Here is a 13,608-nt window from a genome sequence, read left to right on the forward strand (position 1 = left end):
TGGTTATTCCTTGAAATTTATGTCAAAATTTCATTTGTATCAATTTAGGGTAATTATGCGAGAAGCAGCGATTAGTTTTTTCTTAAACGATAATTAGGGAGCATGATGGGTAAAGCTGCGTTCAGGGCGTGCTTGATAATTGGTGTATTACTAGAAATGTTTTTTGGGTCAGTGATTTGTTCCCCCGTTTATGCCTATTCTTCCTATGGTAAAAGTCCTGTTCAGCAGCATACGGCCACAACGCATTCAGATAAAAAGGTTCATGGTGAGCTTATAATTTTGGTTCATGGGTTAATGCGAACGTCCATGAGCATGAGTTTGTTAAAAGCTTTTCTGGAGCATCAGGGGTATACCGTTTACTCTTACAGCTATCCTTCCCCGAGTCATTCCATCCACGAGCACAGCCTTTCTTTGCAAAGTTACATTGATAAATTAGCAAAAAATTATCCGGGCGTAACAATTCATTTCATTACTCACAGTTTAGGCGGCATCATCGTCAGGGAAGCGTTGGCTCAAATCCCGGATGAGCAACGAAAAAATATGGGATTTTTGATCATGTTGGCTCCGCCTAATCAAGGTTCTTCATTAGCCAAATTATCTTTAAAAATACTCCCGGCGATTGCGTACTTTATTAAACCATTGGCTGAATTAAGTTCAGATCCTTCGTCTTATGTGCATCGGGTGCCCATACCTCAAATGAAAATAGGAATAATAGCAGGGCGCTTTGATGCCAAGGTTCCGCCATCATCCGCAAAACTTAATGGTACACCTGAGTTTGTGGTAATCAATTCGACTCATACCTTTATAATGAATGATTTTAAAGCTCAGAAATTGATATTAAATTTTTTAGAACAAGGGAGTTTTAATAAACCGCCTCAGTAAAATCCAATGACTTCGCTGTTAGTGATTAAAGATTATTTAACCAGTAACGATTTGAAGACGAAATTTAAGTTACAGAAACAAGGGTATGTGACGTGCCATCAGTTAGTAACTTATCTTGTGCTGTGGTACCCCTTATATCTTCAATGGCAAATTCTGAAAACCTGAAAACGATAAACTATGATGTTTACGTACAACAGGCTTATTTTCATCAACATGTAACGTAGGAAAACGCTGTAACAAAGATTGCACGCATAACAACATTTCCACCCGCGCTAACTTTGCCCCTAAACAAAAATGTCCCCCAAAACCATAACTAAAATTCTTAGCCTGATTTAATTCTATATCAATTTTATCCGGGTTAGAAAAATATGCCTTATCTCGATTTACGGCATGATTAGAAATAAATATGACATCACCAGGTAGAATGGATTGTTGACCAATATGTGTCTGATTTTTAGTAACTCGAAAAGTAAACGTCACAGCAGGATCAAGCCGCGTGCATTCTTCTAAAATTTTTTCTAACTTCTCAGGTTGCTTCAACGCTAACTCTTTCGCCTCAGGATCCATTAATAACGCATACAAATTATTGCACATTTGATCCGTGGTAGATACTTGACCTGCTACTAACATCATAATCGCCTGCGAAACAATTTCCTCATCTGTTAAACCAAAATGCTCCTGATGAGTTAACAAAACACTTAAAAAATCATCTCCTTGTTCACGCCTCCGTCTTGCGACTAAATTAATAAAATAATCTTTTAATGCTTTGGCACTATCATTCACTTTAATACCATCAGTATCTAAATAGCTGGTAGAACCACCAAAAAACTGCGTCATATTATTAGACCAATGGTAAAACTCCATACGATCTGTTTCTGGAATATTAAAAAAATCTGCTAAAGTTGTGGATGGAATCGTTTCCGCAAAATCAGGTACAAAATCGATGCTGCCTTTCTGAGCTAAAGTAGCTAATCCTTTATCTATAGTTTTTTGAATTAGCGGGGTTAATTGACTAATACTGTGATTACCAAAACCATGATAACAAATACGACGACGCTTGGTGTGTTCTGGTGCATCACTCATTACCATCATTTTACTTACTACATCAAAAAAATCGTTTACTAACACCAAATTCAACTCAGGCATACGTGAAATAAAAAAAGAACTCCGATCACAGGTATAATCATCACTTAAAAGTACTTGTCTGGCATAATCATATTTACTAACTACCCAGAAATTCCCTTTTTCCCACCAAAAAACATCACCTTGTTGTTGAATAAAATGAGTAAATTCAGTTGTAGTAGATTGCTTTTTTAAATCCATCAATGAAGTAACGTGCATAAAAAATCCTTAATTAACTTTAAACTCTGCAACTTGAATACGCCGAATATGTCGGGAACTTCCTGATTTAATGGCAAGACGTCCGTGAATTAAAGCATGATTATCGGCAAACAATAAATCTCCATCCCGCCAAGTATGTTGATAACAATAACGTGGATTGCGAATTAACACTGCCATATCTTCAATAAACTGCTTTTGTTGTACTAAATCCATTTCTGCAACAGTCACCGATACCGGATTAAGCTCAGTAAATACCGGCTCAGCATAACGTAATATAACCTTTCTATTATAGGGGTGCTGGCTGAGCACCGATGCTGTCACGCAACCGCCATAATGTGCGACTTGCTCTGTTTCGTAAGTAATCTTTATTTTAGCCCATACCTTTTTCATCTCATCAGACGCTTCATCATAGATCCTGGTCGTATGAGTAAATAAAGTTTCCCCCCCTGCTTGATAATTTGGAGCTGTAATACAATGAAACAGTAATGCAGCAGGTGATTGCTTAAATGCACCATCCCAATGAAAGGGAACTGCCTCACTGCTGTATAAATAATTTTCAGCATGATCATCTATTTTTAATTCATTAACCAGACCAAAGTTCCAGGCTAATAACTCCCCCATAGCCCGAGCATAATTAATATATGCTTCGCATGTCGTCATAGACTGACCACGAACTAGTACCAAACCATGCTCTAATATTAATTCGACCAAAGCTGATGCAGTAGGAAGGGTTGTTAATTCAACGCCAAAAGGGGATAATAATTTCATGAGGCATCTTCCAATAGTTGATAATGACTTGGCCGACCATTCTGCCAAATTAATTGGGTTGGTATACGCTTAGCCTCGCTATTTTTCATCAACGTTACCCGATCGTGCTGCACCACTACCACATTATGCCATGGTGTTGCCCAACGATGGCTACTCTCTACAAGTTGATAGGCAAGCTTATTACTCGCACAGGTTTGAGGATGAATTGATAAACGAATACTGTTTGGGTATTTACTTTTAATCAGCTCACCCCAAGCATGAGAACGTTGAATCAATTGATAAGTATGTTGATGTGCTCGTTTGCGAATTTGATTTTTCGAGTTGTTTTTAATTAAATAAGCATAATCTTCAACTAAAAAACGATGCAAACCATTAAATAATTTTTTTTCGTTATCATTATTTTTAACGGAGCTTTTAATTTCCTCAATTGACGAAGCATAAAATTGTACCAAGTGTTCTCGCATCTCCGTAAAACTCATATTAGGCCAACAATCGCTTAAATCAAAAAAATCAATACGAGATAATTTCAGTTCGTTGACCAAAGCGTGTAATGCGCCCACATAAGCGGTTACTTCATGGTCAGATACACCAACAATATCATTAAAGACTCGTCCATCAGAACAAATTGTTAATCTTGCGCCTGGGGCATAAACCGCTGCAATCTGCTCTAACAAATCATTAATATTTATTAATGCTAATTGCTCACCAATATCGGGTAAATGGCTTAGAGTTTTTTCCCGATTGGCTGATTTAGCTGGAAAAGCAGGCAGTACAAAATGAATCGCTTGATTATGTGCTAATGCGAAATCTATGGGAGCTGAAATTTTTTCTGCACATTGCATGCATAATTGTTCCTGACATTGATGATACAATGCGTTGCCACGTTTTTCTAAAATAATATTTAAAATAGCTTGTTTCATTATTATCCCCTATTAAGTGTCCCTAACTTTATTCGAGAGTCGCAAGCTCGTATTTATAAACGATAAGAGTGAATTGCATTGTGGTAATCTTGATACTCATTAAGCATTAAAACAATAATGGATTTAATATGGTTGTCATAGGTATTTTTTATGGGTAAAAATCATCACATCCTTGATTACTTACTGCAATAATCTTTTTTTGAATGGTTTTCATATTGTCATGCCCTGACTTTACAGGACTCCTATCTATATGCTAGATGTAAGCCAATTGTATTTGACGTAGGTAATATTTATGCTTCCATCAGCAGCTGAGCTGGAATATTTTATCGAGGTATCCAATACGTTAAATTTCTCGCGTGCATCAGAGAGACTTGGAATTAGCCAACCATCGCTTAGTTTAGCCGTAAGGCGTTTAGAACAATCTGTGGGAACCCAACTTTTTGTCAGACATAAGACCGGTGTTACATTGACGCAGGCAGGAAAACAGTTATTATTGCAAGTGAGACAACTATTACAGCTTTGGGAAAATACAAAATCAGAAGCACTAGCCTCTCATCAAGAAATACAAGGTTCTTTTACCTTAGGGTGTCACTCAACCATTGCTATTTATATGGTTTCAGGATTTTTAGCTGATTTATTTGAAAGCCATCCAAAGTTAGAAATAAATCTAAAACACGATATTTCACGGAAAATAACAGAGCAGGTGGTCAATTTATCTGTTGATATTGGTATTGTCGTGAACCCATTTAAACATCCCGATCTGATTATTCGAAAAGTCTGTGATGATGAAGTTACTTTCTGGGTTGGTGAAGGTGCACGAGACATACAAGACGTTCATTCAAGCAAAGCAATCATATTATGTGAGCCTGATCTCACTCAAACACAAACATTGTTAAAACAAGTAAAAAAAACCGGGATTGTTACGGAACGTATTATGACTATGAATAGCTTGGAAGTAGTAGCAAATTTAACAGCCAATGGATGTGGCATCGGCATACTCCCAACACGGGTTGCGAAATCAATGTATCCTGATAAGCTCAAGCGCATCGCCAATGCACCTGTTTATTCTGACGAGATTTGTTTGATTTATCGAAATGAAAATAGAAATGTACAAGCTATTCAAACCATTACCAGTTTTATCAAGGGTTTTTTGCAATAGTTGAATATGGTTAGCATAATGGAACGATGGGGCTTGGTTAGGATTTGTCCCGTTTTTGTTTTGAACCCAAATTTAGGTGAACAGCATAAAGCGTTGCTGTTCACTTAAAGGGATTTAAAGGATTAACTGCGAGAAGATGGACTGGATTTTGACCTGAAAAATTCATGGGTCATATCCGCTAAAAACTCCTGACCTAATTCTCTTTCCGCAGAGGCTAGATTGTCGCATCCCATTAGACGAACTTTTTCTTGTAAAAAATCAGCCAATTCTTCTTCTGTTGTCCTTGGTGTCGATTGGGAGGATGAGCCAAAGAAACTGCCTGAGTAACCCGATACTCCACTCGAACTTCGTGATGCAGCAGAGGGTTGATTTGACGCCTCAAAGCGGCGCAGCAACTCATTTTTTTGTTCTGGGGTGCGAGTTGCCCAGAAATCACTAGCTATCATGCCTTGTCTCTCATCTCTGAGGGTGGATAAGAACTGCATTAATTCCAAGGTTATTTCAGCATCGGGAGCCGAGGAACTGGCAGCAACTGGAGTTGAGGAACTGGTAGCAACTGGAGTTGAGGAACTGGCAGCAACTGGAGTTGAGGAACTGGCAGCAACTGGAGTTGAGAAGCTGGCGGCAACTGGAGTTGAGGAGCTGGCGGCAACTGCCCGCTGAGCACCAATTCCTGTTTCCTGCCTAGCTTGCCCCTGGGGTGTGGTTACGCTCGCAAATAACTGGTTAAAGACTATTCTTACACTAGATTCGTCGACACCCTCTGTGTGTTCATTGATGTTTTCAAAACATCGTGAATTACGTATTTGTCGTATCACCGTACTGTAGTTTTCCCGGTAATCTGCACCCAGATTAGGAGATAATCTCGCAGTTAGGAAATGACACAGATTAATTTCCTTTTTGCTGGCAATAACTACTGAAGAGGCATCAGGCTTGAAAGGATTCGTTAAATGATCCAACAAAGTGGATTTGTGACGTGATTTATTAAAATGTTCATTAAACAATGGAAAGTTTTGCAGTACACGTTCTATTTTGACTCGATCAAGAGGGCGTTCATTGCTTAACGCTTCAATGAATTTATCCAGATCTTCATAATACATGCCCGATCTTGCCTCATAAACATCATTATCACTTAAACCGGGTATCTCTTGACGAACTCTCGCATCATATACAAGCATCATATCTCTAGCTGCTTGCCCCATTACTTCATCATCTATTCCTCTGGCCTCAAAAATGCGTCTAATACCTGAACGTAATTGGTTTACGTCAAGGGATTGCCCCTTGATCTCTTCATGGGTATAAAACTCTTGACGTAGGCCTAGCGTCCACTCCATAGCTTGCAGAAAGTGGTTGTTACCCCCACACTCCAGAGAATTACTTAACATCACACCATTCTCTTGCAAGAGCGGTTGGAATAAGCCCGAATAAGCGCTGCTAAAACAGCTTCCTTGAACTATAGAAGAACAGCGAATCCCTTTTTGGCTTAGATTTCGTGTTACGTCTTGCAATTGATGCACATTCAGACCGCTTGAGCCATATAAAGGATGACCATGTCCGCCACCAAAGTAGAGGAGATCAAAATGAGTATTTCTATCAATTTGCCTTAATTTCTCGTTAATGTATTCAACATGTTCTGGAGTAATTCGATTATGCTCATCGATGCCATCAAGATGGCAGATAACATGATTACCTGTAGTTGCTTTATATCGGTCGTAAATGTAGTCACGTACTGGCTTTAGCCTTATCAGTTCAGCAGCACGAGATAACCCAGTGCGATCCGTTGTATTTTTTAAGCCCATCAATTCCCGAAAAGCATCTGGCGCAGCGGCTGTTATGTCCACTCCTTCCAATAGCGTAGAGATACCATCGTTAGATAGGGTTGAGACGTTCAATACGAACAGAGCGGATTTAGCACTACTTCTTTCGATAGGTTGTTCTTGATTTGGATCAGCAGGCTCCATCTCAAGCTCTGGCCGTGCATTAAACTGAGGAGGTAGGGTATTTGCATCCATAACAAGTCCATGATCATCCTTAACCATATGACGAAATCCCAATTTTTTATAAAAATTCTGTGCGTTTAGATTGTCGGGCTCAACATTCAACCGTACTAGATAATTTCTATTGGCCGCTTTTGCTGCTTGCTCCTCCAACGACATGACCTCTCGCATGAGTTCGGTGCCTATACCTTTGCGTACTGACTCGGGAGCGACACCCATATTCGTAATGTAGGTATGCCTTGAGCCGGGTGTGGCAAAAATATAACCCAGGATTTGTTCAGGGCTAGTCTCACTCACATAAAGGAAACAGCCGCGTTCATTAAAGTAGCGGTCAAAGTCGCTTTCATACCATCCTCCAAGAGGATCTATTTGACGAAAAATCCGGTCATCCAAGGCAAGAACTCTGGATTTGTCATCTCTGGTTAAAGGACGAATAGGCATGATATAAACTCCGATATAATTTGTTCTAATATAATACATTATTGCTTCTGGTTGTTCAACAAATTGTTTTAGCGGTCATCTTGTCTGAATTATATCATTATGAGTCTTGGATATGTATTTTACAGTTCAGCGGTTTCTATTTAAAATTCAATGTTGTTGGCTTTCAATGAGTAACCTAATCTTCCTCTCATCAGCATGAGCAGGGAGCTTCCTGTTTAATATTAAGATCTAATAGCCTTGGAATTTGTCCTGATTGCCGTGGATATTTTTTCTGATATAGGGTATTATTGCGCTTTTCTCACATATAGAACCAATTTAGTACTATATTTATACTGTAGGGTATGCAGGTATAAAGTCAGATTTGTTATTGCTTCGTTCTGAATTAAGACCTTTTTGGTACTAGATTATTCGCTTTGGGGGTGTTATGCTGCGCCTTAGCAAACTGGCTGATTATGGAACAGTGGTGATGGTGTACCTTGCCAAGCATGCTCAGGGATTGTGCAATGCACGTGATATCGCCTCACATACTCATTTAGCTGTCCCAACGGTCAGCAAAATACTAAAACGCCTGACCAGTGCAGGGTTATTGACTTCGGTGCGTGGGGTAACAGGGGGCTACAGGCTGCAAAGGCCGGCTACTGAAATATCCGTATCAGAAATTATTTATGCCTTGGAAGAACATAGGGGATTTACTGAGTGCAGTTTGCAACCCAATGATTGTTCTTTACAAGGGGTGTGTACCATTCAAGGTAATTGGCGTTTAATAAGTCGTGCTATAGAAACTGCGCTGGATAGTGTCAGTCTGGATGCATTGGCAAAACCAACTCTTCATACACAGGATGTTGATCGAGTCCGGCAATTAGCAAGTGGAGTAAATCGTGGCTAAAAGCAGTGAGCAAATTAATTCTCTGCTCGACAGAGATTATCAACATGGGTTTGTAACTGATATTGAGGTGGATACTTTTCCACCAGGATTAAACGAGGATGTCATACGTCGTTTGTCGGCAATTAAAGGCGAGCCTGATTTTTTACTGGAATGGCGTTTAAAGGCGTTCCGCCATTGGCTTACCATGCCACATCCTGAATGGTCCAGTGTACATTATCCCCCTGTGGATTATCAGGCCATTTCTTACTATTCCGCACCTAAAAGCAAAAAAGATGCGCCTAAAAGTCTTGATGAAGTGGATCCTGAACTGTTAAGAACTTATGAAAAATTGGGTATTCCTCTGCGAGAACAAGAAATGTTGGCCGGAGTTGCTGTAGATGCGGTGTTTGACAGTGTATCTGTTGCAACGACGTTTAAAGCCAAATTGGCTGAAAAAGGGGTGATTTTTTGTCCTTTTTCCGAGGCAGTACACCAGCATCCTGAATTGTTAATGCGCTATCTTGGTTCAGTAGTATCGTACCGGGATAATTTTTATGCTGCCTTGAACTCGGCGGTATTTAGTGATGGCTCCTTTGTGTACATTCCCAAGGGGGTGCGTTGCCCTATGGAATTATCGACCTATTTTCGTATCAATGCGGCTTCAACAGGTCAGTTTGAACGCACATTGATTATTGCTGATGATGACAGCTACGTGTCTTATCTTGAAGGGTGTACGGCACCTATGCGTGATGAAAATCAGTTGCATGCCGCAGTGGTTGAACTGGTTGCTCTGGATGGAGCACAAATTAAATACTCAACCGTACAGAACTGGTATCCAGGTGATAAAGACGGCAAAGGCGGTATTTATAATTTTGTAACCAAACGTGGTGCCTGCAAAGGTAAAAAATCGAAAATTTCCTGGACGCAAATTGAAACAGGATCGGCGATAACCTGGAAATACCCTAGTGTGATTTTGCAAGGCGATGATTCTGTTGGTGAGTTTTATTCGGTAGCGTTGACTAATAATTGTCAACAGGCCGATACGGGAACCAAAATGATTCATTTGGGGAAAAATACCCGTTCGACCATTATTTCAAAAGGAATCAGCGCAGGGCGTGCCCATAATGCGTATCGAGGTTTGGTTCGCATCGCACCAACGGCCACCAATGCGCGAAACTATACTCAGTGTGATTCCATGTTAATGGGAAGTGAGTGCTCAGCGCATACCTTTCCCTACATTGAAGTAAAAAATCCAACGGCTCAGGTAGAGCACGAAGCGACAACGTCAAAAATCAGTGAGGAACAATTATTCTATTGCCAGCAAAGAGGTATAGACACTGAAGATGCGGTTTCTATGATAGTTAATGGCTTTTGCAAGCAGGTATTAAAAGAGTTACCTATGGAATTTGCGGTGGAAGCCACTAAATTATTAGGCATAAGTTTAGAAGGGGCGGTAGGTTAATATGTTAAAAATCAATGAACTCAATGTCGCAGTCAATGCACAATCAATTTTAAAAGGCATCAATTTGCAGGTTAATGCAGGTGAAGTGCATGCCATCATGGGACCTAATGGCTCAGGAAAGAGTACCTTGTCCAAGGTGCTGGCGGGTCATCCTTCTTATCAGGTCACCAGTGGGGAAGTGTCTTATCTGGATAAAGATTTACTGCCTTTATCGCCTGAAGAAAGAGCCCAGGCGGGTGTGTTTTTGTCTTTTCAATATCCAGTCGAAATTCCTGGGGTAACTAACATCAATTTTTTAAAAGCGTCTGTTAACGCTGTTCGTAAAGGGCAAGGCAGACCTACTTTGGATGCTATAGAATTTTTGACCTTTATTCGTGAAAAATGCCAATTGCTGGATATGGATGAGAGTTTTCTGTATCGCAGTATCAACGAAGGATTTTCTGGCGGCGAAAAGAAACGTAATGAAATTCTGCAGATGGCTGCTCTGGAGCCAAAGCTTGCCATCCTTGATGAAACCGACTCGGGTTTGGACATCGATGCATTGCGCATTATCTCGCAGGGTGTTAATGCCATGCGATCAACCGATCGCTCTATCATTCTGGTAACCCACTATCAACGGTTGCTTGATTATATAGAGCCAGATTTTATCCATGTTTTGGTCAATGGACGTATTATCATGTCTGGCGATAAATCGTTAGCGCTTGAACTGGAGAAAAAAGGGTACAGCTGGCTTGAAGAAACGGAGCAGTGATGAACGAGATTTTAAGTTTTTATCAACAGCAGGCCAATGCCGCAAAATCCACTACTCCCTGGCTTGCGCAAATGCAAACCCAAGCTTTGGAACACTTAATGCACCATGGCTTTCCAACTCGACATGATGAGGACTGGAAATATACCGTGCTGGATTCATTCTTGAAACAGCCTTTTGCTGTTCCTGATCACGGCGCAATGATTCATGGCAAGTGGTCTGCTAACTTGCCGGTAAAACAGCAATTGCTCATTCAAGACGGGATGATTATTAATGAGCCTGAATGGGTGAAACACTTACCCAAAGGGGTTATTTTACTCCCTTTAGCCCAAGCGCTAAAAATCCATGAAGATTTGGTGCAAACTTATTTGGGGCGTGCATTAAACCAGGAACATGGCTTTCATTCTTTGAATACGGCACTCATGCATAGCGGGGTATTTTTATACATCCCCAAAGGTGTGTGTATTGAAGAACCAATTGCATTGATTCATGCCCAAAATCAGGATAACCAGGCGGTGCATTTAAGGCATGTGATCATTGCCGAAGCCGACAGCCAGGCCACTGTTTTGGAACAATACCTCGGTGCAGAAGAACGTACTTATCTGACCAATACCATTACTGAGGTAACGGTTGGGAAAGGTGCGAGCTTATCTCATTATAAAATTCAGAACGAAAGTAAAGCAGCTTACCATATGGGGCATATCGCAGCACGTCTTGGTGCACGCAGTCAATTGCTTTGCCACTCTTTGAGTTTGGGAGGAAAATTGGTGCGCAGTGACATCGGTATCTATTTGGAGGAAGAGCAGGCTCATTGCTTGATGAACGGCATTTATGCTCCCGCAGAGGGCCAGCATGTGGATCATCATACCACCGTACATCACCTGGTGCCGCAATGCTCCAGCGAACAAGATTATAAAGGCATACTCACCGGTCGTTCACGAGCCGTATTTAATGGAAAAGTGATTGTTTCCAAAGACGCACAACACACTAATGCCAAACAGCAAAACAAGAATTTGCTGTTATCTGCCAATGCCGAAATTGATACCAAACCGCAATTGGAAATTTTTGCGGATGATGTCTTGTGCTCTCATGGTGCAACTGTTGGACAACTGGACGAAGAATCATTGTTCTATTTGGCCACCAGAGGAATAGGCAGGCAAGAGGCATCCAAATACCTGATTCATGCTTTTGCTCAGGATAATTTGCGGCTTATTCAACATCGTGATTTGGCAGATTGGATGGGGCAATTATTAACACAACAGTTGGGGTACGCAAATGAGTACTAATCCTTCTATAGTGACCTCATTGAATATTGAGGCCATTCGTCATGATTTTCCGGTGCTCAATCAGAAAATCAATGATTATGATCTGGTCTATTTCGATAATGCAGCAACAACCCAAAAACCGCAGGCAGTCATTGATGCAATGAGTCGTTATTACGAACACGACAATTCCAATGTTCATCGTGGGGTGCATGCGCTTAGCGTCAGAGCAACAGAGTTGTATGAACAGGCACGAGCCAAAATAAAGCGTTTTATTAATGCTCGCTCAGCAAAAGAATGTATTTTTGTAAGAGGTACAACCGAGGGCATAAATCTGGTTGCCCAAAGTTTTGTTGCGCCACGCATTCTTCCTGGTGAAGAGATATTAATAACGCACATGGAACATCATTCCAATATCGTTCCCTGGCAGATTGTATGCCAAAAAACAGGAGCAATTCTGCAGGTAGCCCCTATTTCTCTGAATGGCGAAATTGTCCTGGATGAGTTTGCCAAAAAATTAAATAAAAATACCAAATTTGTTGCCATTAATTATGTTTCTAATGCTTTGGGTACGATCAATCCGGTAAAAAAAATGATTGAAATGGCTCATGCCTGTGGCGCTAAAGTCTTATTGGATGGGGCGCAGGCAACCGCCCATTTGCCCATTGATGTTCAAGATCTTGATTGCGATTTCTATGCTTTTTCAGGGCATAAAATGTACGGTCCGACGGGTATAGGCGTACTTTGGGGTAAGGAAGAATTGTTACACGATATGTCCCCCTATCAAGGCGGGGGTGAAATGATTCACTGGGTGAGCTTCGAGGGTACTGAATATGCCCCCATCCCACATAAATTTGAAGCAGGAACCCCAAATATTTCGGGTGCTATTGGTTTGGGTGCTGCCATAGATTATTTAGGGGCATTGGATTTGCAGCGTGTTGCGGAATACGAAGCGCAATTGTTGCGTTATGCCACAACTGCTGTTGAATCAGTAAAAGGATTTAACATCATAGGCACTAGCGAACACAAAGTTCCGGTGATTTCATTTGTCCACGGCAGCATTCATGCCCATGATATAGGCACCATACTGGATAGTGAAGGCATAGCCATTCGTAGTGGGCACCACTGTGCCATGCCGTTAATGGATTTTTTTGGAGTTGCAGCGACTTCAAGGATTTCCTTATCTTTTTATAATACGCAGCAGGAAATTGACCGATGCGTTGAGGCGCTGCAAAAAGTGAAAGAGGTATTTGCATGAGTATGGATTTGCGCGAGCTTTATCAGGAAATCATCATCGATCATAATCGTAACCCACGCAATCATCATGCTATGGCTGAAGCTACAGCTCAGGCTAATGGCTTTAATCCTTTGTGTGGTGATAAGTTAACGGTATACGCCAAAATTGTTGATCAGGTCATAACTGATTTAAGCTTTGTCGGGTGCGGTTGTGCGATTTCACAAGCCTCCGCCTCTTTGATGACTGATTCATTAAAGGGTAAAACCGTAAACGAAGCTCATGATTTGTTCCATCGTTTTCATAACATGCTTACTCTGGATGAAGCAGAGCAATTCAGCGCTACGGATAAATTAACGGTGCTTGCCGGTGTCAAGGCATTTCCTGCCCGGGTTAAGTGCGCTACTTTAGCCTGGCATACTTTAGAAGCAGCGCTAAATAAAGACACCAGTATTGTAAAAACTGAATAATCGGTTTCGGGTGGACTATTGGGGTTGCGTTTATTCCATAAAGGAAAGCAGATAGGGGT

Annotated in this window: 12 protein-coding genes; 8 read left to right on the forward strand and 4 right to left on the reverse strand. The window is 40.9% G+C overall.

Annotated features, from left to right (window positions below):
* Positions 1 to 105 precede the first annotated feature (105 nt).
* A complete protein-coding gene (locus Lwor_RS08350) occupies positions 106 to 882 on the forward strand; it encodes an esterase/lipase family protein (protein WP_058493432.1) in 777 nt (258 codons plus the stop codon).
* Between the two features lie 132 nt (positions 883 to 1,014).
* On the opposite strand, the gene Lwor_RS08355 is transcribed toward Lwor_RS08350, so the two are convergent.
* The 3 genes from Lwor_RS08355 to Lwor_RS08365 are packed head-to-tail and all read right to left on the reverse strand — an operon-like array spanning position 1,015 to position 3,911.
* Positions 1,015 to 2,223, reverse strand: a complete 1,209-nt coding sequence (locus Lwor_RS08355; protein WP_058493433.1) for a cytochrome P450 — start codon at positions 2,221 to 2,223, stop codon at positions 1,015 to 1,017.
* A 9-nt stretch (positions 2,224 to 2,232) separates the two neighbouring features.
* Positions 2,233 to 2,991 carry a TauD/TfdA dioxygenase family protein gene (locus Lwor_RS08360; RefSeq protein WP_058493434.1) on the reverse strand — a complete coding sequence of 253 codons (759 nt, stop codon included), beginning with the start codon at positions 2,989 to 2,991 and terminating at the stop codon, positions 2,233 to 2,235.
* Positions 2,988 to 3,911: an isocyanide synthase family protein gene (locus Lwor_RS08365; protein ID WP_058493435.1), complete on the reverse strand. Its 924-nt coding sequence runs from the start codon at positions 3,909 to 3,911 to the stop codon at positions 2,988 to 2,990. Before Lwor_RS08365 ends, Lwor_RS08360 begins: the two co-directional genes overlap by 4 nt.
* 292 nt (positions 3,912 to 4,203) lie before the next feature.
* Between Lwor_RS08365 and Lwor_RS08370 the strand changes: the two genes are divergently transcribed.
* Positions 4,204 to 5,070, forward strand: a complete 867-nt coding sequence (locus Lwor_RS08370) for a LysR family transcriptional regulator (protein ID WP_058493436.1) — start codon at positions 4,204 to 4,206, stop codon at positions 5,068 to 5,070.
* Between the two features lie 122 nt (positions 5,071 to 5,192).
* On the opposite strand, the gene Lwor_RS08375 is transcribed toward Lwor_RS08370, so the two are convergent.
* Positions 5,193 to 7,508 (reverse strand): GNAT family N-acetyltransferase, encoded by a 2,316-nt coding sequence (locus Lwor_RS08375; RefSeq protein WP_058493437.1) that lies wholly within the window; start codon positions 7,506 to 7,508, stop codon positions 5,193 to 5,195.
* 424 nt (positions 7,509 to 7,932) lie between these two features.
* Here Lwor_RS08375 and Lwor_RS08380 point away from each other — a divergent pair, with 424 nt between their 5' ends.
* Genes Lwor_RS08380 through sufU form a run of 6 tightly spaced genes read left to right on the forward strand, consistent with a single transcriptional unit; the run spans position 7,933 to position 13,549 of the window.
* Positions 7,933 to 8,394, forward strand: coding sequence for an SUF system Fe-S cluster assembly regulator (locus Lwor_RS08380; protein WP_058493438.1), 462 nt, complete (start codon positions 7,933 to 7,935; stop codon positions 8,392 to 8,394).
* On the forward strand, positions 8,387 to 9,835 hold the full coding sequence (sufB, locus tag Lwor_RS08385) for a Fe-S cluster assembly protein SufB (protein WP_058493439.1): 1,449 nt from the start codon (positions 8,387 to 8,389) through the stop codon (positions 9,833 to 9,835). The genes Lwor_RS08380 and sufB overlap by 8 nt, the downstream gene beginning before the upstream one ends.
* A 1-nt stretch (position 9,836) precedes the next feature.
* Entirely contained in the window at positions 9,837 to 10,586 is a 750-nt protein-coding gene (gene sufC / locus Lwor_RS08390; RefSeq protein ID WP_058493440.1) for a Fe-S cluster assembly ATPase SufC, read from the forward strand.
* Complete coding sequence (sufD, locus tag Lwor_RS08395) at positions 10,586 to 11,869, forward strand: Fe-S cluster assembly protein SufD (RefSeq protein ID WP_058493441.1); 1,284 nt, start codon at positions 10,586 to 10,588, stop codon at positions 11,867 to 11,869. Before sufC ends, sufD begins: the two co-directional genes overlap by 1 nt.
* Complete coding sequence (locus tag Lwor_RS08400; RefSeq protein WP_115091016.1) at positions 11,859 to 13,103, forward strand: aminotransferase class V-fold PLP-dependent enzyme; 1,245 nt, start codon at positions 11,859 to 11,861, stop codon at positions 13,101 to 13,103. Before sufD ends, Lwor_RS08400 begins: the two co-directional genes overlap by 11 nt.
* Positions 13,100 to 13,549: a Fe-S cluster assembly sulfur transfer protein SufU gene (gene sufU / locus Lwor_RS08405; protein WP_058493442.1), complete on the forward strand. Its 450-nt coding sequence runs from the start codon at positions 13,100 to 13,102 to the stop codon at positions 13,547 to 13,549. Before Lwor_RS08400 ends, sufU begins: the two co-directional genes overlap by 4 nt.
* Positions 13,550 to 13,608 lie beyond the last annotated feature (59 nt).

This window comes from Legionella worsleiensis (assembly GCF_001467535.1).
Lineage (GTDB): Bacteria > Pseudomonadota > Gammaproteobacteria > Legionellales > Legionellaceae > Legionella > Legionella worsleiensis.

Bases quoted from the DNA above. Each gene is read 5' to 3' on its own strand.
- sufD (WP_058493441.1), top strand. From the start codon at position 10,586: ATGAACGAGATTTTAAGTTTTTATCAACAGCAGGCCAATGCCGCAAAA.
- sufU (WP_058493442.1), top strand. From the start codon at position 13,100: ATGAGTATGGATTTGCGCGAGCTTTATCAGGAAATCATCATCGATCAT.
- Lwor_RS08400 (WP_115091016.1), top strand. From the start codon at position 11,859: ATGAGTACTAATCCTTCTATAGTGACCTCATTGAATATTGAGGCCATT.
- Lwor_RS08350 (WP_058493432.1), top strand. From the start codon at position 106: ATGGGTAAAGCTGCGTTCAGGGCGTGCTTGATAATTGGTGTATTACTA.
- Lwor_RS08380 (WP_058493438.1), top strand. From the start codon at position 7,933: ATGCTGCGCCTTAGCAAACTGGCTGATTATGGAACAGTGGTGATGGTG.
- Lwor_RS08365 (WP_058493435.1), bottom strand. From the start codon at position 3,911: ATGAAACAAGCTATTTTAAATATTATTTTAGAAAAACGTGGCAACGCA.
- sufC (WP_058493440.1), top strand. From the start codon at position 9,837: ATGTTAAAAATCAATGAACTCAATGTCGCAGTCAATGCACAATCAATT.
- Lwor_RS08370 (WP_058493436.1), top strand. From the start codon at position 4,204: ATGCTTCCATCAGCAGCTGAGCTGGAATATTTTATCGAGGTATCCAAT.
- Lwor_RS08375 (WP_058493437.1), bottom strand. From the start codon at position 7,508: ATGCCTATTCGTCCTTTAACCAGAGATGACAAATCCAGAGTTCTTGCC.
- Lwor_RS08355 (WP_058493433.1), bottom strand. From the start codon at position 2,223: ATGCACGTTACTTCATTGATGGATTTAAAAAAGCAATCTACTACAACT.
- Lwor_RS08360 (WP_058493434.1), bottom strand. From the start codon at position 2,991: ATGAAATTATTATCCCCTTTTGGCGTTGAATTAACAACCCTTCCTACT.